The following is a 19,427-nucleotide window of genomic DNA, read 5'->3' as shown; positions in this document are numbered from 1 at the left end:
GGGAACCTCATATATTGAAAAGAAGGTGTTTGAATGAGCCATTTTTAACCAATTCATCAGGTGTCAGCGAAGCTTGGACTGACGAGTTGCACGCTTCGTCGCTGGGAAGAAAAGGTGCTTTTTAACAGTCAGCGCGACCCACAATCTGGTTGGCGTATATACAACACTGAAGCATTACAGCGTGTACTTCTTGTACTACTGTTGAGGGACCTGGATATTCCTATAAAGTCAGTGAAAATCATACTTGACAGTACAGACCCTCAAATAGCAATATTGTTATTTTCCGACCTATGAGAGTGGCCGTATGTAATGTGATAAGTCCAAATGTATTTGGAATGCTTAAACATCTCTCTATAACTTCTTGAATACCTTCCTGCTCAATTATCCTTAGATTAACACGTTTCATTGGATAAGTACTACCTAATTAGCTATGTGAACGCCTAGCTATTTTCATACAAAAAAATAAGCCCCAAGGATTTCTCCCTGGGTTAACATTACAACCTATGGCTTTTTTTACACTGCATCAAATTCATATTTTCTATTAATTAGTTTGCTCTACTTCAAACAACTATTTTAAAGCATCAACTCTATTTGAGATAAAAAAATTTGGTTTAATACAATAATAGGGAGAGAATTTATATATAGCGAAGGCCATATATTCCGCTTTTTATCAGTCCAATCAACTACTTCTATCGATTTTGCTACAATTTTCATACTACCGCTTCTAAAAGATATGTTCATATATATTGTATAACATTTTATGAAAATTAGAAGGCATAAAGTTATCTGAGAATATAAAAAGTCATATGTGGTTAATAATTACCTTATCAAAAATCTCAATTATATTTATGCAAAATAAAAACCACTAAGTTAGACTTAGTGGTTTTTTCTTACCTGGCGACGACCTACTCTCCCACAAAGTTACCCCTGCAGTACCATTGGCGCATTGAAGCTTAACCGACCTGTTCGGTATGGGAAGGGGTGTTACCTTCATGCCATAATCACCAGATTGAGAAAATATATATTCTCTCAAAATTGCACAGTGAAATTATCTTCTCGCTTTCGCTTGAAGCTTACGCTTTATATATATTAAGGTCAAGCCCTCGACTTATTAGTATTAGTCAGCTGAACATGTTACCATGCTTACACCTCTAACCTATCAACCTGGTGTTCTTCCAGGAGTCTTACTAACACCGTGCTTACGCACGAGTTATGGGAAATCTCATCTCAGGGTGGGCTTCACGCTTAGATGCTTTCAGCGTTTATCCCTTCCAAACATAGCTACCCAGCGATGCCACTGGCGTGACAACTGGTGCACCAGAGGTTTGTCCATCCCGGTCCTCTCGTACTAAGGACAGCTCCCTTCAAATTTCCTACGCCCGCGACGGATAGGGACCGAACTGTCTCACGACGTTCTGAACCCAGCTCGCGTGCCGCTTTAATGGGCGAACAGCCCAACCCTTGGGACCTACTTCAGCCCCAGGATGCGACGAGCCGACATCGAGGTGCCAAACCTCCCCGTCGATGTGGACTCTTGGGGGAGATCAGCCTGTTATCCCCGAGGTAGCTTTTATCCGTTGAGCGATGGCCCTCCCACGAGGTACCACCGGATCACTAAGTCCGACTTTCGTCCCTGCTCCACTTGTAGGTGTCGCAGTCAGGCTCCCTTCTGCCTTTGCACTCTTCGCGCGATTTCCAACCGCGCTGAGGGAACCTTTGAGCGCCTCCGTTACTTTTTTGGAGGCGACCGCCCCAGTCAAACTGCCCACCTAACAATGTCCTGTGACCAGATTCATGGCCTCCAGTTAGAACCTCAGTACTGTCAGGGTGGTATCCCAAGGATGACTCCACACAGGCTGACGCCCATGTTTCTCAGTCTCCCACCTATCCTGTACAGACAATACCGAAATTCAATGCTAAGCTACAGTAAAGCTCTACGGGGTCTTTCCGTCCAATCGCGGGTAGCCAGCATCTTCACTGGCACTACAATTTCGCCGGATGTGCTGTTGAGACAGTGCCCAAATCATTACGCCATTCGTGCGGGTCGGAACTTACCCGACAAGGAATTTCGCTACCTTAGGACCGTTATAGTTACGGCCGCCGTTTACTGGGGCTTAAGTTCATACCTTCGCTTGCGCTAAGTAATCCCCTTAACCTTCCAGCACCGGGCAGGCGTCAGCCCCTATACATCAGCTTTCGCTTTAGCAGAGACCTGTGTTTTTGCTAAACAGTTGCTTGGGCCTATTCTCTGCGACCTACTTTCGTAGGCACCCCTTCTCCCGAAGTTACGGGGTCAATTTGCCGAGTTCCTTAACAGCAATTCTTCCGATGGTCTTAGGATTCTCTCCTCACCTACCTGTGTCGGTTTGCGGTACGGGCACCAATATCCTCGATAGAGACTTTTCTTGGCAGCGTGGAATCAGATACTTCAGGAATAAATTCCCTTCCCCATAACATCTCAACGTTAAGAGCAAACGGATTTGCCTGCTTGCTCCGCCTAAATGCTTAGACACACATCCAATAGTGTGCACATCTTATCCTCCTGCGTCATCCCATTTCTAATAACGTCCATTGGTGGTATCGGAATATCAACCGATTGTCCATCACCTACGCCTTTCGGCCTCGGCTTAGGTCCCGACTAACCCTGAGAGGACGAGCCTTCCTCAGGAAACCTTAGGTTTTCGACCGTTAAGATTCTCACTTAACTCTCGCTACTTATGCCAACATTCTCACTTCTGTACCGTCCACCACTCCTTACGGTATGACTTCAGCCAGTACAGAAAGCTCCTCTACCGCGTACACATAGTGTACACCCATAGCTTCGGTGGTAAGTTTTAGCCCCGGACATCTTCGGCGCAGGATCTCTTGACTAGTGAGCTATTACGCACTCTTTGAATGAGTGGCTGCTTCTGAGCCAACATCCTAGTTGTCTTAGAAATCCCACATCCTTTTCCACTTAACTTACACTTTGGGACCTTAGCTGATGGTCTGGGCTGTTTCCCTTTTGACTACGGATCTTATCATTCGCAGTCTGACTGCCGAAATAAAAGTATATGGCATTCGGAGTTTGATAGGGTTCAGTAACTGTTGTCAGCCCCTAGCCCATTCAGTGCTCTACCTCCATTACTCAATTAATCGACGCTAGCCCTAAAGCTATTTCGAGGAGAACCAGCTATCTCCGAGTTCGATTGGAATTTCTCCGCTATCCACAGCTCATCCCATGGTTTTTCAACACCAACGTGGTTCGGACCTCCACGGAATTTTACTTCCGCTTCATCCTGGCCATGGATAGGTCACCCGGTTTCGGGTCTACGACATGCAACTATAGCGCCCTATTCAGACTTGGTTTCCCTTCGGCTCCGTACCTTAAGTACTTAACCTTGCTACATATCGTAACTCGTTGGCTCGTTCTACAAAAAGCACGCCGTCACACATAAAAAGTGCTCCGACCGGTTGTAGGCACACGGTTTCAGGTTCTATTTCACTCCCCTTCCGGGGTTCTTTTCACCTTTCCCTCACGGTACTTCTTCACTATCGGTCACTAGGTAGTATTTAGCCTTGGGAGGTGGTCCTCCCTGCTTCCCACAAGGTTTCACGTGTCTCGTGGTACTCTGGATTAGATCTGACTGTTTTTCCTTTTCATTTACAGGCCTATTACCTTCTGCGGAGCAGCTTTCCAGCTATCTTCAATTAAGGAATTGCAGTATTTATGATCTATCCTCAACCCCTAGGTCAAAGACCTAGGTTTGGGCTCTTTCCCTTTCGCTCGCCGCTACTTAGGAAATCGATGTTTCTTTCTCTTCCTCCGGGTACTTAGATGTTTCAGTTCCCCGGGTCTACCTCTGCATACCTATTTATTCAGTATGCAGTACATAGTTGTTACTATGTGGGTTCCCCCATTCGGAAATCTTTGGATCACTGGCTATTTGCGCCTACCCAAAGCTTATCGCAGCTTAACGCGTCCTTCTTCGGCTCCTAGTGCCAAGGCATTCGCCATGCGCCCTTTGTAGCTTAACCTTTATCTTTATCTACTTGCGTAGATAATTTCGTCTATTTACATAAACGTTTTAATTCATTTTGCGAAATTGTATTAAATTCATCTATACACCACTTACATGGCTTTAACTTATTAAAACAACTTTAATTTCACTGTGCAATTTTCAAAGAACATTTTTAGAAAAACTATCTATTAGTCAACTCCAAAGAGTTAACTAAGATTAGTCTCTCAAAATTAAACAGAGAATAGGTTACGAGTAATTACAGTAGACATTTTTGAAGAATAATTAAATTCTTCTTGTTGCATTGACCGAAGTCTTTGCATCTACTCCCTAGAAAGGAGGTGATCCAGCCGCAGGTTCTCCTACGGCTACCTTGTTACGACTTCACCCCAATCATCAATCCCACCTTCGGCCGCTGGCTCCTTACGGTTACCTCACGGACTTCGGGTGTTACCAACTCTCATGGTGTGACGGGCGGTGTGTACAAGGCCCGGGAACGTATTCACCGCGACATGCTGATTCGCGATTACTAGCAACTCCGGCTTCATGTAGGCGAGTTGCAGCCTACAATCCGAACTGGGATGAGTTTTTGAGTTTGGCTCCACCTTGCGGTCTTGCATCTCTTTGTACTCACCATTGTAGCACGTGTGTAGCCCTAGACATAAGGGGCATGATGATTTGACGTCATCCCCACCTTCCTCCCGGTTAACCCGGGCAGTCTCACTAGAGTGCTCAACTAAATGGTAGCAACTAATGATAAGGGTTGCGCTCGTTGCGGGACTTAACCCAACATCTCACGACACGAGCTGACGACAACCATGCACCACCTGTCACCCTGTCCCGAAGGACTTCGCCCATCTCTGGGTTATGCAGGGGATGTCAAGTCTAGGTAAGGTTCTTCGCGTTGCTTCGAATTAAACCACATGCTCCGCTGCTTGTGCGGGCCCCCGTCAATTCCTTTGAGTTTTAATCTTGCGATCGTACTCCCCAGGCGGAATACTTATTGTGTTAACTGCGGCACCGAGGTTCGACCCCCGACACCTAGTATTCATCGTTTACGGCGTGGACTACCAGGGTATCTAATCCTGTTTGCTCCCCACGCTTTCATGCCTCAGCGTCAGTTACAGTCCAGTAAGTCGCCTTCGCCACTGGTGTTCTTCCTAATCTCTACGCATTTCACCGCTACACTAGGAATTCCACTTACCTCTCCTGCACTCTAGACACCCAGTTTCAAATGCAGCACCCAAGTTAAGCTCGGGTATTTCACATCTGACTTAAATGTCCGCCTACGCATCCTTTACGCCCAGTAAATCCGGACAACGCTTGCCACCTACGTATTACCGCGGCTGCTGGCACGTAGTTAGCCGTGGCTTCCTCCTCTGGTACCGTCATTATCGTCCCAGAAGACAGAACTTTACAACCCGAAGGCCTTCATCATTCACGCGGCGTTGCTGCGTCAGGGTTTCCCCCATTGCGCAATATTCCCCACTGCTGCCTCCCGTAGGAGTCTGGACCGTGTCTCAGTTCCAATGTGGCCGATCACCCTCTCAGGTCGGCTACGCATCGTTGCCTTGGTGGGCCGTTACCTCACCAACTAGCTAATGCGCCGCGGGTCCATCTCAAAGTGGAATTCTCTAAAAGAAAATTCCTTTGATGTTTCAATCATGCGATCAAAACATATTATGCGGTATTAATCTCCCTTTCGGGAGGCTATTCCCCTCTTTGAGGCAGGTTACCCACGTGTTACTCACCCGTCCGCCGCTAATCCACCCCGAAGGGTTTCATCGCTCGACTTGCATGTGTTAGGCACGCCGCCAGCGTTCGTCCTGAGCCAGGATCAAACTCTCAATTTAAAAGTTTACACTTTTTATTTGAAATGAATAATCTGCGCCAACTGTTAAGCTGGTTAGCAAGCTCATTACATACTTTTTAGTCTTACGACTAAAATTACTTTTTTATCTAAAGTAATTAACTGGTCAAGCGAAATATTATTTCGCTATTTTACCTATTTCTCTGTTTAATTTTCAAAGACCAACTTGCTTGCCATCATGTGACGACAAGGAGTATTCTATCATATAAATAATAGCATGATTTCACCCAATAAGTTATCTAGCTAGATTATCTTCACATCCCTACATATACGTACAAATAATTCAATATTTCGCATTACGATACTCGTGGTTAAGTAATTATCCCTTATTTGCACTTCATATATTTAAAAAACCTCCTTTGTGGCTGAATTAATCATACTATTACCACTCATAGCTTTATATAAATTTACATTTCCGGATTATATCTTTCAAATATTTGGTAAACTTACATGTGTAGGCTAATTACGAACTTTTATAAAGGAAGGTTCTTTTTACATGGGCAATGTGAGAAAATTTACAAGGATTAATCATATATCTACAAAATGGAAAACAAATGTTGCTCTTTATTTCATAGTTAGCACAGCGCATGCAGAACAAATTGAAAACCTGTCTAATCAAATAGAATATTATAGACAGGTGTTTAGCAGTCATATAAATTGGGTGCCTGTCGATATTTATGCAGATATCAAATCTGTGAAAAACATTTCTGGCAGAGCTGAATTTCAAAGAATGTTGGCAGACTGTAAAGCCAAGAAAATTGAACGTATTATCACAAAGTCAATTAGCCGATTTGGACGTAACACAGAGATATACTTGATGTAACCAATAAACTACGCCAATTATATGTTGATCTATTATTTGAAGTTGAAAAAATACAAATCTAAGATTAATGGGGGAGTCTAATAAATTCTATTTATATCTACCCTTCTATACTTTCCACTATCTTTCTCAATTCATTATCATAACTATTGTCGTAGTCGGCTTCACCCGATTTATACTGCAAGTATATATTCATATCAAAATTACTTAACTGATAACGCAACCGTCTTTCTATATATGGAATCATGGATCCCTTATCATTTCCATCACACTGAATCTTGTAAATATTTCTTTGTTCAAATGTATTATTATTATTAACATGTATTCCACTTTTTTCAAACGTCATATAGTTAATTGATAATTGAATTCCCTCGGAATTTTCATAAATAGCTGTAATATTAAAGACATGTGACGGGTTGTCTTTATATCTTTTATATATGATGTATTTAAAGTTAAAACCGTTTGGTATATACTTAGGTTCATTTATATAAACATCAAGTGGAACACTTTGCTTAAACTCTGAAAAACTATTGAACCTAAGGGTAAGTGAATCAAATATAATATCACTCTCAGTTTTAGCGTAAAATATTTCCGAGTGTAAAAAGCCTTCAATAATTCCGGCTAACATTTCATCATCGGACTTATCAAATGTATTAACTTCTTCACTATAAAATAAATTAGCTGTCATGGAATATTTAGGTAGTTCTAAATGTAAGAATTTCGAAGTCAAAATAGTATTCCCTACTGGATTTGTTGCTTTTTGTGCTATTCCATATCCCTTTTCAGTCTCAATTCTAACAATGTCAGGATTTACAATACGGAAATCAGAATTACTTTCAATATTATCTCCCTTTGAATGGTATTCTAGCCTAAGCTCGTTATTATTATCATCTTTATATTGAAAAACTACTGAACAAGAATTTTCCTTAGTCTTGGAATAAGTTATTTCCTTAAGCTTATAGCTAGTTTTAATCTTTTGGGGAACAACAAATGGAATCTCCTTTATATATATTTGGGCTAATTCTATGCTTTTGAAATGCTTTTCTTCTATAATGTATGCTGGATGCCCTTTTGACAATGCATTAGATATATTAAAAAACACATCATACTTGTTAAACAATACAAGGAATATTAAGATAAAAAGTCCTCCTGATCCAATCAACAATCTTTTTTTCTTTGCGAATATCTCACGTAACCTTTTCTGCACACTCAAACACTTTATAATCTAACTACTCCTTTCCTTTCAGTTTTCCTTTCTCTTTTTGAAACCTTTTTCTAACAATATACAGCCGTGATTCAACTTTACTGATTGAAATCATAAGTTTTTTGTTAATTTCTTCATAACTTAATCCTAGCATGTATTTCATATGAATCAACTCTTTATATTTTATAGGTAAATTATCAATAATATTACCCATTTCTAATAGAGTCTCTTTATTTTGATAGAGCACTTCCGGACTATTAATATGTGATCATTACATTGATTCCTCATTCTCAATACTGCTAGCAGTATTGTTATGACTCTTTTTTTTCAGATAATCGTAAGTAGTACTCTTTTCTATAGTAAACATCCATGTAGCAAAGTTCTTGCCTGAATCATAACTATGAATATATTTAATTGCTTTAACAAAAGAGTCCTGAGTAATATCCATAGCTTCTTCTCTATTTCTCACTATATTATATACGAAACTGTATATCTTCTTATCATTTTCAAGTTCATCAGCCTTAAATCCATTCTTAACTTTACCAACACTTTGAACTACATGCATGTCATCAACCAAAGCTTTAGCATTTTCCTCTGCTTTTCTGATTGATATGGGTTTTGTTGTAACGATATATGAGAATTGGACGACGTAACTATTGAAATTGAAAGTACGAACAATGGTCTTTGATAATTGAATAATATATGATATAATAAAGAACATTTATATAATTTAACCCGGATTATTCATGAACTTAAATTTTATGGGTTTAATTTTAAAAACACATAGAATTTGAGTTTTATTATTTATTTTCATTACAAAAATCGCGTTTCCTGGATAGAAATCACATAAAATATGATTATACATATATTTACATTTTAAAAAGTATACACTTCACCAATTTGTTTTAATCATATTATTTAAATTATTAAGTTTTGCAAATGAATTATTAAATCAAATGAACCTATATAGGTATGTAGAAAATTCTATTTAATATATTAAAAAATACTTCTTTGTAAGGGCAACTGCTGCATAATTTAAACTTTAGATATCTTCCACCTTTCACTATTTTTGCTGCAATCTTTATTAATTTTGTGCGAATAGTTTCAATTGTCATATTTTTCATTGGTGTTTTATCTAAGCATAGATTTCGAAACCAATTGTTAAAATTATATGCAAGCACCATTTCTTGAAGCTTATTAGCATTAGCTATAAAAGTAGTACTGCTCATTTTATCAAAAGATAATCCGAGTTTACCTTCTTTTATAAAGTTTTCCATAGTACCTCTGTTGCAATAGAATTTAACCACGGATTCTGGAGGTAATGTCATATTTGTAACAATGAACGTATAGTTATAGCACATTTGATCTTCTGGCTTTTCTATTTTTACAACCACCCTACGCTCTTTTTCCCAACTTGATGCTTTATATTTAAATTCTCCATAAACAACATGGTATGAGCAAAAGTCTCTTTTGCACAATTTAGACATTTCATTAGCAAATTCACATGCTGATTTGTATAATGTAGAGTTAACCTTTAATCTTATTGCATAAAGTGTGTCAAGTTGTTCGGAAATTTTATATAACTCAGGAGTAGCAAATCCACTATCGCCTCTTATAACCTTTGTAGTATTAGGATATTTATTCACATATCTTTTAAGCACAGGACCTATAAATCTTACTGCTTGCCTTGAAGTATAGACATTTCCTGACCTAAGCTCCGCTTTAATTAAATCACCTGTCAGCCCATCAAACATTAATAGTGGATGATATCCATTTGAACCATAGTGAGAGTTATAATCTGAACCATATTGATCACCATAGGTTTGAAAATTCGTAGAATCTATATCAAAAATAATATGCTCTGGCATTCTAACTGAATAAATTTTATCTTGTAGCGTTTCATTAATATATTCATGGCTTTTTAATGTTTCAACAGTAACCCTTTTATTAAACCTAGAAATTGTTGGTTGAGAGGCTAATGATTCTTTACCAAGTATATTGGTAAAAGTAGGATCGTGTCTAAGTTCATCGGCATTATCATCAGTATCATAACCTGCGATTCGTTGATATATTCTTTGAATCGCAATGTCTTCATTTTTATGTGTTCTAGCGTCAGCTGAGCTATCTATAATACAAATATTTTCTTTGATTGTTTTACTAAAGCCGATTTTTTCATCAAATTCTTTATATAATAAAAGCCCTGCATCTGATGTTAAATTTCCACCTTCAAAATCTATTTTAATTTTTTTGTTGAATTCTAATGATTTTTCATTTACACTATTCATTGTAAGAAGTCTCTCCTTTGTTTTTGTGTTTTGTTTTGTCAACTTAAACATAACAAATTTGAGGCTTTTTGCATATACTTTTTTATCACTTTTTTCATGAAAAATTAAAAGTTTATAGAATACAGTGTTTTAGCTATGTAAGTCATAGCTTTTTAGTGTTGCATGAATAATCCGGGTTTAATAGAGTTTTCTAATAGTATAAAATATATTATTAGAAAAGTAATAGAAAGGGTGAACTTCATGAGTGTATTCTACTCCTACTTTTAATATTTTAAAAAATGAAGGAGAATAACATGATTAAAAAATTTGATGTAAGTAAATTAGATGATGTAATGGCAATTTGGCTTGAAACTAACATAGATGCTCACAGTTTTACACCTAAAGAATACTGGATTGGAAATTTTGATGTGGTGAAACAAATGTTGCCATCTGCTGATATTTATGTATATGAAGAGAATAATCTTATAAAAGGTTTCATAGGAGTTTTAGAACAAAATTATATAGCAGGACTTTTTGTGAAAAAAGAATATCAAAAAGAAGGGATAGGACAGAAACTGATAGATCATTGTAAATCTAGGTATCCATATCTCATATTAGATGTCTTTACAAAAAACAAAAAGGCAGTAAATTTCTATTCTAAAAACGATTTTACAGTCCTAGATGAAAGTATCCATGATGATACAAAAGAAATGGAATATACTATGTACTTTGGTGAAAAATAGTTTAATATACAATTAAATGTACAATTAAAAAAATACTGTATTATTCAGAAATGGATTTTACGGTATTTTTACGTCGTCTTTCAAAAATATCGCTAGGCAATTTGAAAATTAAACGACGTAACTATTCAAATTAAAAATACAAACAATGGTCTTTGATAATTGAATAATATGGTGTGTAAAATATCTTCTTTTTTTGAAATATATACTGGAAAAAAATTAAATTTAGTATATAATAATTATTATATACTTCAAGTTTGTATATAATAATTATTTTTAGAAAAAGAAGTGAAAAGGAGGATATAATTAATGATAGCAACACAATATAAGATTATATTGCCAAGCAATTATGATATGAATATTATTAAAGACAGGGTAAAGAACAATGGGCACAAAACTGATGAATTTGACGATTTAAAGTTTAAATTGTATCTGATAACAGAAAAAGGGGAAAATAATAATCTGCAGAATAGTTATTGCCCTTTATACCTTTGGAAAGATAGCAACGGATTAAACAAGTTTTTATTTAATGGATTCTATGACAATATAATAACTTCTTTTGGGTGGCAACAGGTAAATGTAGGAATACCTTTAATTGATACAACAACATATAAAATTAAAGAGACTAAATACCTATTTGAAATCACAAGAGAAATAGAACCACAAGAGAGTTTAAATAATTTAAAAGATAAAATAGGAAAAGATATTCCTAAGATTGATAATACAGAGTATATAGTTATCTATAACCCAGATAACTGGAAATACATTGTTTTTTACTTTATAGATGATTTAATAAAAGTAAAAGCAGAAAAAGGGGTGATTTATAATATACTTCATATATCACAAGAAAAACTATCTCAATAAATGATTTTGCAGAGACTCCAAAAATTCAATACAAAATATTTAAAATGTCGTATTATTCAGAAGTGAATTTTATGGCATTTTTAGTGCGCAATTCAAAAGTATTGGTAGGTAATTTGAAAATTACACGACATAACTATTAAAATTTAAAGTACGAACAATGCTCTTTGAAAATTGAATAATACGGTATTTTAAAATGAAAATATTTACTATTATAGGAATATGGATAATATGCTATAATTTCTATAGAGCTAGGTCGAAGTTGTAAAAAAAATGGAATCATAACTCATCAATGAAAAGGATTTTTTGATGAGTTATATTGAGGAAAACACTTCTTGAATTATACATTTTATTGTGTGATAATTGTTTAAGATTACACAAAGAAAAGGAGATATACTATGCATATTCAGCATGTGACCTTAATGGTCAACAATTTTGAAGAATCTATTGAATTTTATGAGACGATTACAGAACTAACTATTTCCCGCCGCTTTAAAGCAGGCCCTGGAGAAGTTGCATTTCTGACAAATGGTAGTGGAGAAACTGAGATTGAACTTGTCTGCATGCCACAGGGTCAGAAGTTTGAAGGCAAAGGTATGTTCATTTGCTTTGAGACGGATAAACTAGATGTAATGCATAAACTTGCGCAGGACAAAGGTCTTAACCCTTCTGCCATCCAGAACCCTGATATTCAAACTCGATATTTCTATGTTTATGACCCAAATGGTGTATCTGTACAGTTACGGGTTTTTCCAAAGTAATTTTCAAAAGCATCCGGCTTGCGATAATATACGGTTGAAGTTAATTCGCTTTCTGTATAGGTTTGGATTCAGATGTTGAGCCGATAAAAACTATCACCATAAGTATATACTTAAATGATGATAGCCACTAAAACTGCTCAATTTCTGAAACAAGCAAAAGAACGATGCCGCGTTTCCACTACTATGGAGATTCAATCTTTCCCCTCTTTCTGAAATTTGCTTTAACACTAAGATTAATCACTTTAATTTCCATAAATGTATCTTAAACTCTTCTAAATTTTGATTATTTTCTAAAAATAGACGTACTTTCCCCCTCCCCAAAATAAACACTCTACGAGACGCTATTCCATTTTTTTTCACAAGGTGGAGAAAAATTTTGGCGATTCAACTTCTCTTTTATAATCATTTTACCTTTACCACAGCAAGAACATGTATTTATATCTATTCCTGTCATCTTTAAAAGAAGCTCCGCTGCACTTAACTTAACATCTGAATTTTCACCTTTACTTTGTACTGCACCTGTAAGTTCTTTGCACTTTTGAAGTTTAGTTGACCTATTTCTATTGCTTAATATCCCATAGTGTCTAATTTTTACAAATTTTCTTGGTAGAACATGCATGAGAAATCTTCTAATAAATTCATCTACCGCAAGAGTCATAAATTTTTCTTTATTATGGTCTTTATAATCTCTCCACTTAAATGTTACATATCCATTTTCTAAATTTACAATTCGATGATTAGATATCGCTACTCTATGAGTGTATCTGCCAAGGTATTCAAGTACGTACTCCGCACTCCCGAAAGGGGGTTTGCAGTATACAACCCATTCTTTTTTATATAACTTACCTACAAAGCTTTGGAATATGTGTTTTTCTGTTAATTCCTCAATTCCAGTAGTATATTTAAGAGCATTACTATAATAAGCTTTTTTAAGATAAAATAAGAATTTTCCTCTAAATATTCTTGATAAAACTTTCACTGGAATAAAAAAATTCTTTTTAGAATTTATCCATTTTGTACCATTGTAGTGCGTCAAAATATAGCTTTATGAAACTGCATTCCTAAGTCAAATTATAACTATAATACTAATAATTATCTAGTTATTAATTGCTTTTTTAATAAGCACATTATTTCTATTACAAAAGCTCCTAATGACTTGACATCATCAGGAGCTTATTTTATGATTATTATTAAAATTAGAGAAAGGAAAAGGAAGAACCCCAAGCCGACCAAAGCAAAAGTTCTTCCCTTAAGATAAGAGCAATAGCTCTTACAACTAATTATTATGATAAGATTATTTTCACAACTATGCAAGTGTTATAAGCAAATTTCTTTTAAAAATGAGATAAATATTTTTGATGAGCATATGAAAACGTTGAATATAGCGGCGTTGGTATGCCCAGTTTGTGGAGCTAAACATGCGTTATCTCCATTTGCATCTTACAACCGCCATCTTGTGACTTATAATAATAATAATAATAATAATACTGCTCAAGATAATATAATCATCATTTCTAGATATATTTGTTCATCATGTAAACGTACCCACGCCCTCCTACCTTCGGTAATTGTGCCGTATATGTCATTTAGTTTTAAATTCACCGTTTACCTCATCCATGACTATCTTGTACATAAATATCACTCGGTGGAAGCTATGTGCGAACATTATGGCATTGCTATATCTACATTCTATCGAATTTTAAAGAAGTTTAAAGAACATAAACAGATATGGCTTGGACTTTTAGAGGACAAGCTCATTTCAAACTTAAGTTTTGTGCAGCATATCATAAATAGTTCCTTTGATAAACTTGAGGACTTCATAATACAATTTTTCAAGCAAAATGGTTCATCGTTTTTTCAAGGAACGTCATAGTTTAGCTATAAGCATATATTTTTAATTTTAATTTAGGCAGACCACTTAATACGATAATGGTCATTGAAATACCTATATGATAACATTTTTCTAGAGGTGATAATAAATGAATAACAAAGAAATAATCGAAATAGCATCTATTAGATTAGCACTAATAGCCCCTGCTATAAATAATACTTTTACTGAGCAATCTAAAATCGCTTATTATAGACGTGTTTCTATTAACCCTGTAAAATTACCTAACGGTAATTCAGTTTTGTATAGCCCAGGAACACTTTCTAATTGGGAATCAGAATATAATAGATTTGGTTTTGATTCCCTCCTTCCGAAGACGCGTAGCGATATAGGTCAAACCAGAAAACTAAGTGATGTAGCCATAGAGCAGATATACAATTTAAAAAACAACTTTCCTAAAATTAATGCTACGCTTATATATTATAAACTCATCGAAGATGGCTTTATTAAAGAAAAGGATGTATCAATTTCAACAGTTCAGCGGTTTATAAAAAACAAGGACCTTAAATCTGCTAGATGTATCAACATGAAAGACAGAAAAGCTTTTGAAGAAGAGTTTGCAACTGGAATGTTTCAGGGAGACACATGCTACGGGCCATTTATAACTGAAAATGGTGAGCGTAGACGTACGTATGTAATTATGCTAATAGATGATAAGTCAAGGCTAATAGTAGGCGGTAGATTCTTTTACAATGATAATTCTTATAACTTTCAAAAAGTACTTAAAGAGGCGGTAGCCAGGTATGGAATTCCCAATAAGATTTACTTGGATAACGGTTCTCCCTACAAAAATGAGCAATTAAGCCTTATCTGCGGTTCCCTTGGAATAGTAGAACTTCACACAATGGTAAGAGACGGTGCATCAAAAGGGAAGGTAGAAAGGAATTTCAGGACATTAAAAAGCAGATGGCTAAATGCTTTAGACGTAGAATCCATTTCCTCCTTAGCGGAGCTAAATGATGAATTATTCACCTATATTAATAAGCATAACATAACTATTCATTCTTCTACAAAACAGCGTCCTATTGATAGATATAAGAGCGATTTAGCTCATGTAAAAGTAGCATCTGACAGTGAATGGATAGATAATTGTTTTATGAATCGCGTACAACGTAAAGTAAATAATGATGCAACTATAAGCATTGATAAAATATCTTATGATGTACCTATGCAATTTATAAAACAGAAGGTTGAAGTGCGGTATCTACCTGATGACATGGACAGTGCTTATATCTATTATGAAAAGATTAAATATAGCATTAGAAAAACAAACAAGGTTGAAAATGGTAAAACCAAACGTAAAAACCCACTTAATATAGATTATTCAAAGGATGGTGTTAAATATGTTTAAGCAGTTTTATGGTATGACCTTAAACCCTTTTGAAAAAGGTATTAAAGAAAAAGATGCATATATCTCAAGGGATTTAAAAGAAATGATATCAAGACTTGATTATCTTAATGAAACTAGAGGCATTGGATTATTTACGGCTTCGCCTGGATCAGGAAAAACTTTTGCTCTAAGATGTTTCGCGAAAAAAGTTAATCCAAATTTAACAAAGGTTATTTATCTTTGCTTTACTACCGTAACTACTGCTGAGTTTTATCGGCAGTTTTGTATCTCACTAGGACTCGAACCTTGCTCTCGCAAGTCAGACATGTTTAAAAATATAAAAGACTATATGGAAAACATGAGCAGTGATAAGGGTGTCCATTACATACTTGTATGGGATGAAGCACAGTATTTAAGTAATGATATATTGAAAGATTTAAAATTACTCATGAATTTTTCTATGGACTCAAAGGACTGTTTTTCACTGGTTTTAATAGGTCAACCTATACTTAATAATATCTTAGAAAAACAGATACATGAAGCATTAAAGCAAAGGATCATAATAAATTATGATTTTGAAGGGTTTTCAGAGACTGAGGCTGTAGAATACATTCATTCGAGACTATCACTAGCAAGTGCTTCTTCTGAAATAATTGATGGTAATGCCATTTTAGCTGCATACAGAAGTTGTACTGGTTCTATAAGACGTCTAAATATGATATTAACAAAGGCCTTAATAATAGGTGCACAGCACGAAAAAACGGTAATTGACACTGACACAATAATGGCTGCCGCCAATGAAATGTCGCTTCGTTAACCGTAGAATATTTTTTAGGAGGATTTTCTATGCCAATTAAATTTGAATGTACAATGAAAACAGGTAAAAAAATAGAAAGCTGGTCTGGGATGATAACTAAGTTAACTAAATTCGGAAGTCATTACGAGTTTAAGATTGAAAGTAGAAGTGGATTTATTGTAGTTATAGGCAAAACAAATTATGGTAATTTCGCTTGTATTCCTGATTATGATGTAGGATGTCATCTTTCTACCTTAAACGATTTGTTTTGGAACTCTGAACGCTTATGTGAAATTATGAACAAAGTAGATGCGATAACTGTGGCTCACGCCCTAGAATCTGTCGCTGAACATATTGATTTAAACTAACATACTTGAGTAGCTATTATTGCTACTCATTTTTTATATAAAAGTAGCCTGCCGGCTAAAAGAAATTATATTAATAAAATGATTTTTCCTTATTCATAAAGTGATTTTTTAGAGATAATCTGACGTAAATCACCTACTAATAATAGAAATAAAATGACGTTTCAATTAGTTATAATTTGACGTTTAACAGTACCATCAAAAGTTAAACCACCACTTGGAACTATACAATGCATGTGAGGGTGATCCATTAAGTTTTGACCCCACGTATGTAAAATTGACATAAATCCAATTTCGGCTCCTAAATATTTTTTATCTCTTGAAAGTTCAAATAATGTTTCTGAAACAGCATTAAAGAGGATAGAATACATTTCCTTTTGGTTTGTAAGAGTTATATAGTTAAGTTCTTGAGGTATAGTGAAAACTACATGAAAATACCCTACGGGTAATAAATCCTCTTTTCTTTTTTCAAGCCATCTTTCCTTTGCTAAAGTTTGGCATTTAGGACAATGTCTGTTTCGGCAGGAATTATAAGAAACTCTAATATGCCCACATTCATCACATTCATCTATATGACCACCAAGCTCTTCTGTTCTACAAGCTTCAATATCAATCATAGTTTTCAAAATGTGCAGCGGAAGCTGATGATTTCTCCTATATTCATCGCCATACTGATTAAATATATCTTGAATCTCAATCATCTTTTTCTCCTAAGAGCACATCCAATGGACTCTTTATATTAAGTAAATCCATTCTTCTAAGATGTAAATAAATAGTGGTAGTAGTTATTCTGGTATGTCCTAAAAGTCTTTGAATGTAGCAGATATCTGTACCAGCATCCAATAAGTGAGTTGCAAAGCTATGACGAAGCGTATGGACAGTTGCATGCTTAGTGATTTTAGTTTTTTTTATAGATTTCTCGAGCATTTTCTGAACACTACGTGGACTTATAGAATCTGTACGACCCTTTCCAGAAAATAAATATTCCGTAGGATGATATTTTATCCAATACTCTCTAAGGATTTCTAAATTTGCTTTTGACAACAATGAATATCTATCTTTTTTACCCTTGCCCTCTCTAATTAATATTTGCATGTTTTTACTATCAATATCCGTTATTTTTAAATTGCAAACTTCACTAACCCTTAAGCCTGCGGAGTAAACCGTCATGAGAATTGCCTTATGCTTAAGGTTTTCAGTAACATCAAAGATAGACTTAACCTCATCTGGGGATAATACAGCAGGTAATTTTGATGGTTCTTTCATCCTTGCGATTTTGTCCGAATTCCAGTATCTATTCAGAGTTTTAGTATAAAAAAATTTAAGGCTTGAATTAATATAATTAACTGTTCCTTCACTTAATTTCTTTATAATGATACAATAATGTAGATATTCACAAATTTCTTTTTCACCTAAATACTTTGGTGATTTGTTGTAAAATTTAGCAAAGTTACTAACGTGATTGATATAGCTTTTTATAGTCGTTGGACTATAACCCCTTAGTTCCATATCCATTTTCATTTTTTCTCTTAATTCTGACATAAATAATAACACTTCCTTATTTTTTATTTCGACAATAAAAGTTTATAGGAAGTGTGTATTATAATAAAGAAGTATCTTAGTAAATAGGATACTTCTTTATATTTTATTTATGTAAAAATTAAATTAAGCGCATTAGTACTCGTCTGCCACCGTTTTTAGCGGTTTAGTTCTATTCGTATTAAACGTCACAACTATAAAAACCGAATAATTCCTTAAAATGCCGTATTATTCAGAATGGAATTTTACGGTATTTTTACGTCGTCTTTCAAAAGTATTGTTCCTCAATCTCAACCACAAATTACTTACATTAAGTTCATAACTTCATAAGTTCAATAACATTACTTTATGTATTCAGTAACTAAATCAGTAAAAAGAATACTTTCTAAATGCATTTGGAGTACTTAAACATCTCTCTATAACTTCTTGAATACCTTCCTGCTTAATTATCCTTGGATTAACACTTTTTATAAATCCTACCTAATTAGCTATGTAAACGCCTAGCTATTTTCTTACAAAAAAATAAGCCCCAAGGATTTCTCCCTAGGTACTTCCAGTACAGTGCTTTATCATATAAATACTCTCTAAAATGCTCTTATTCCTTTAATTTTCAATAAAGTGAATAAGATTTGCAGAATAGTCTATAATTTAAATACCCATCCATTTTTATATAAAAAATAACGAACTAATGAAAACAATACTGCACTGGGATCCCCCTAGGTGCAGTATTGTTATTTTTATTGATAATCCAAAATCTAAATTATATTTACACAAAATAAAAACCACTAAGTTAGACTTAGTGGTTTTTTGTTACCTGGCGACGACCTACTCTCCCACAAAGTTACCCCTGCAGTACCATTGGCGCATTGAAGCTTAACCGACCTGTTCGGTATGGGAAGGGGTGTTACCTTCATGCCATAATCACCAGATTGAGAAAATTATATTCTCTCAAAATTGCACAGTGAAATTATCTTCTCGCTTTCGCTTGAAG

At 35.2% G+C, this 19,427-nt stretch carries 16 protein-coding genes and 4 rRNA genes; 9 read left to right on the top strand and 11 right to left on the bottom strand.

Going from position 1 to position 19,427, the window contains the following annotated elements; all coding sequences use genetic code 11:
* Positions 1-60: 60 nt before the first annotated feature.
* Positions 61-294 (top strand): MerR family transcriptional regulator, encoded by a 234-nt coding sequence (locus G9F70_RS27430; RefSeq protein WP_164947622.1) that lies wholly within the window; start codon positions 61-63, stop codon positions 292-294.
* Positions 295-892: 598 nt separating this feature from the next.
* Here G9F70_RS27430 and rrf (G9F70_RS03570) read toward each other — a convergent pair.
* From rrf (G9F70_RS03570) to G9F70_RS03560, 3 genes are all read right to left on the bottom strand, one after another.
* Positions 893-1,009: ribosomal RNA gene (gene rrf / locus G9F70_RS03570) — 5S ribosomal RNA — on the bottom strand.
* Positions 1,010-1,091: 82 nt separating this feature from the next.
* Positions 1,092-4,017 (bottom strand): 23S ribosomal RNA (locus G9F70_RS03565).
* Positions 4,018-4,332: 315 nt separating this feature from the next.
* Positions 4,333-5,851 (bottom strand): 16S ribosomal RNA (locus G9F70_RS03560).
* Together the 16S, 23S and 5S rRNA genes form the textbook arrangement of a ribosomal RNA operon.
* Before the next feature lie 513 nt (positions 5,852-6,364).
* Between G9F70_RS03560 and G9F70_RS03555 the strand changes: the two genes are divergently transcribed.
* Complete coding sequence (locus G9F70_RS03555; RefSeq protein ID WP_164948079.1) at positions 6,365-6,691, top strand: recombinase family protein; 327 nt, start codon at positions 6,365-6,367, stop codon at positions 6,689-6,691.
* A 97-nt stretch (positions 6,692-6,788) separates the two neighbouring features.
* Here the strand turns inward: G9F70_RS03555 and G9F70_RS03550 are convergent, their stop codons facing one another.
* From G9F70_RS03550 to G9F70_RS03535, 4 genes are all read right to left on the bottom strand, one after another.
* Positions 6,789-7,895 (bottom strand): hypothetical protein, encoded by a 1,107-nt coding sequence (locus G9F70_RS03550; RefSeq protein WP_164948078.1) that lies wholly within the window; start codon positions 7,893-7,895, stop codon positions 6,789-6,791.
* Positions 7,896-7,917: 22 nt separating this feature from the next.
* Positions 7,918-8,139 (bottom strand): RNA polymerase sigma factor, encoded by a 222-nt coding sequence (locus G9F70_RS03545; protein ID WP_224617396.1) that lies wholly within the window; start codon positions 8,137-8,139, stop codon positions 7,918-7,920.
* 24 nt (positions 8,140-8,163) lie between these two features.
* Positions 8,164-8,457, bottom strand: coding sequence for a sigma-70 family RNA polymerase sigma factor (locus tag G9F70_RS03540; RefSeq protein ID WP_224617395.1), 294 nt, complete (start codon positions 8,455-8,457; stop codon positions 8,164-8,166).
* Positions 8,458-8,854: 397 nt separating this feature from the next.
* Positions 8,855-10,177, bottom strand: coding sequence for an IS1380 family transposase (locus G9F70_RS03535; protein WP_224617782.1), 1,323 nt, complete (start codon positions 10,175-10,177; stop codon positions 8,855-8,857).
* A 293-nt stretch (positions 10,178-10,470) separates the two neighbouring features.
* Between G9F70_RS03535 and G9F70_RS03530 the strand changes: the two genes are divergently transcribed.
* The 3 genes from G9F70_RS03530 to G9F70_RS03520 all read left to right on the top strand — a co-directional run bounded on the left by G9F70_RS03530 (position 10,471) and on the right by G9F70_RS03520 (position 12,518).
* Entirely contained in the window at positions 10,471-10,899 is a 429-nt protein-coding gene (locus G9F70_RS03530) for an N-acetyltransferase (RefSeq protein ID WP_164948073.1), read from the top strand.
* A 306-nt stretch (positions 10,900-11,205) separates the two neighbouring features.
* Positions 11,206-11,760 carry a DUF4865 family protein gene (locus G9F70_RS03525; protein WP_164948074.1) on the top strand — a complete coding sequence of 185 codons (555 nt, stop codon included), beginning with the start codon at positions 11,206-11,208 and terminating at the stop codon, positions 11,758-11,760.
* A gap of 395 nt (positions 11,761-12,155) precedes the next feature.
* Positions 12,156-12,518, top strand: coding sequence for a VOC family protein (locus G9F70_RS03520; RefSeq protein ID WP_164948075.1), 363 nt, complete (start codon positions 12,156-12,158; stop codon positions 12,516-12,518).
* A 331-nt stretch (positions 12,519-12,849) separates the two neighbouring features.
* Here G9F70_RS03520 and G9F70_RS03515 read toward each other — a convergent pair whose 3' ends face one another.
* Positions 12,850-13,554, bottom strand: coding sequence for a transposase (locus G9F70_RS03515; RefSeq protein ID WP_224617394.1), 705 nt, complete (start codon positions 13,552-13,554; stop codon positions 12,850-12,852).
* Positions 13,555-13,803: 249 nt separating this feature from the next.
* Between G9F70_RS03515 and G9F70_RS03510 the strand changes: the two genes are divergently transcribed.
* The 4 genes from G9F70_RS03510 to G9F70_RS03495 all read left to right on the top strand — a co-directional run bounded on the left by G9F70_RS03510 (position 13,804) and on the right by G9F70_RS03495 (position 16,900).
* Positions 13,804-14,391 carry a DUF6431 domain-containing protein gene (locus tag G9F70_RS03510; RefSeq protein ID WP_224617393.1) on the top strand — a complete coding sequence of 196 codons (588 nt, stop codon included), beginning with the start codon at positions 13,804-13,806 and terminating at the stop codon, positions 14,389-14,391.
* A 106-nt stretch (positions 14,392-14,497) separates the two neighbouring features.
* The gene (locus G9F70_RS03505) at positions 14,498-15,757 is read left to right on the top strand and encodes a DDE-type integrase/transposase/recombinase (RefSeq protein WP_220323210.1); all 1,260 of its coding nucleotides are present in this window, start codon (positions 14,498-14,500) and stop codon (positions 15,755-15,757) included.
* The gene (locus tag G9F70_RS03500; protein WP_164948101.1) at positions 15,750-16,553 is read left to right on the top strand and encodes an ExeA family protein; all 804 of its coding nucleotides are present in this window, start codon (positions 15,750-15,752) and stop codon (positions 16,551-16,553) included. The genes G9F70_RS03505 and G9F70_RS03500 overlap by 8 nt, the downstream gene beginning before the upstream one ends.
* 29 nt (positions 16,554-16,582) lie before the next feature.
* On the top strand, positions 16,583-16,900 hold the full coding sequence (locus G9F70_RS03495; protein ID WP_164948100.1) for a DUF6618 family protein: 318 nt from the start codon (positions 16,583-16,585) through the stop codon (positions 16,898-16,900).
* Positions 16,901-17,061: 161 nt separating this feature from the next.
* Here G9F70_RS03495 and G9F70_RS03490 read toward each other — a convergent pair whose 3' ends face one another.
* The 3 genes from G9F70_RS03490 to rrf (G9F70_RS03475) all read right to left on the bottom strand — a co-directional run bounded on the left by G9F70_RS03490 (position 17,062) and on the right by rrf (G9F70_RS03475) (position 19,365).
* A complete protein-coding gene (locus G9F70_RS03490) occupies positions 17,062-17,598 on the bottom strand; it encodes a transposase zinc-binding domain-containing protein (RefSeq protein ID WP_318010988.1) in 537 nt (178 codons plus the stop codon).
* The gene (locus G9F70_RS03485) at positions 17,591-18,439 is read right to left on the bottom strand and encodes a site-specific integrase (protein ID WP_220322476.1); all 849 of its coding nucleotides are present in this window, start codon (positions 18,437-18,439) and stop codon (positions 17,591-17,593) included. The genes G9F70_RS03490 and G9F70_RS03485 overlap by 8 nt, the downstream gene beginning before the upstream one ends.
* An 809-nt stretch (positions 18,440-19,248) precedes the next feature.
* Positions 19,249-19,365: ribosomal RNA gene (gene rrf / locus G9F70_RS03475) — 5S ribosomal RNA — on the bottom strand.
* Positions 19,366-19,427: the final 62 nt, after the last annotated feature.

Origin of the sequence: Clostridium sp. FP1 (genome assembly GCF_011065975.2) — a bacterium.
In the GTDB taxonomy this organism is placed as follows: domain Bacteria; phylum Bacillota; class Clostridia; order Clostridiales; family Clostridiaceae; genus Clostridium_AD; species Clostridium_AD tagluense.
The sequence above is the reverse complement of the archived record's forward strand: the minus strand, read 5'-3'. Positions and strand labels throughout refer to the sequence as shown.

Bases quoted from the DNA above. Each gene is read 5' to 3' on its own strand.
- G9F70_RS03555 (WP_164948079.1), top strand. From the start codon at position 6,365: ATGGGCAATGTGAGAAAATTTACAAGGATTAATCATATATCTACAAAA.
- G9F70_RS03540 (WP_224617395.1), bottom strand. From the start codon at position 8,457: ATGCATGTAGTTCAAAGTGTTGGTAAAGTTAAGAATGGATTTAAGGCT.
- G9F70_RS03535 (WP_224617782.1), bottom strand. From the start codon at position 10,177: ATGAATAGTGTAAATGAAAAATCATTAGAATTCAACAAAAAAATTAAA.
- G9F70_RS03530 (WP_164948073.1), top strand. From the start codon at position 10,471: ATGATTAAAAAATTTGATGTAAGTAAATTAGATGATGTAATGGCAATT.
- G9F70_RS03525 (WP_164948074.1), top strand. From the start codon at position 11,206: ATGATAGCAACACAATATAAGATTATATTGCCAAGCAATTATGATATG.
- G9F70_RS03520 (WP_164948075.1), top strand. From the start codon at position 12,156: ATGCATATTCAGCATGTGACCTTAATGGTCAACAATTTTGAAGAATCT.
- G9F70_RS03510 (WP_224617393.1), top strand. From the start codon at position 13,804: ATGATAAGATTATTTTCACAACTATGCAAGTGTTATAAGCAAATTTCT.
- G9F70_RS03505 (WP_220323210.1), top strand. From the start codon at position 14,498: ATGAATAACAAAGAAATAATCGAAATAGCATCTATTAGATTAGCACTA.
- G9F70_RS03500 (WP_164948101.1), top strand. From the start codon at position 15,750: ATGTTTAAGCAGTTTTATGGTATGACCTTAAACCCTTTTGAAAAAGGT.
- G9F70_RS03495 (WP_164948100.1), top strand. From the start codon at position 16,583: ATGCCAATTAAATTTGAATGTACAATGAAAACAGGTAAAAAAATAGAA.
- G9F70_RS03490 (WP_318010988.1), bottom strand. From the start codon at position 17,598: ATGATTGAGATTCAAGATATATTTAATCAGTATGGCGATGAATATAGG.
- G9F70_RS03485 (WP_220322476.1), bottom strand. From the start codon at position 18,439: ATGTCAGAATTAAGAGAAAAAATGAAAATGGATATGGAACTAAGGGGT.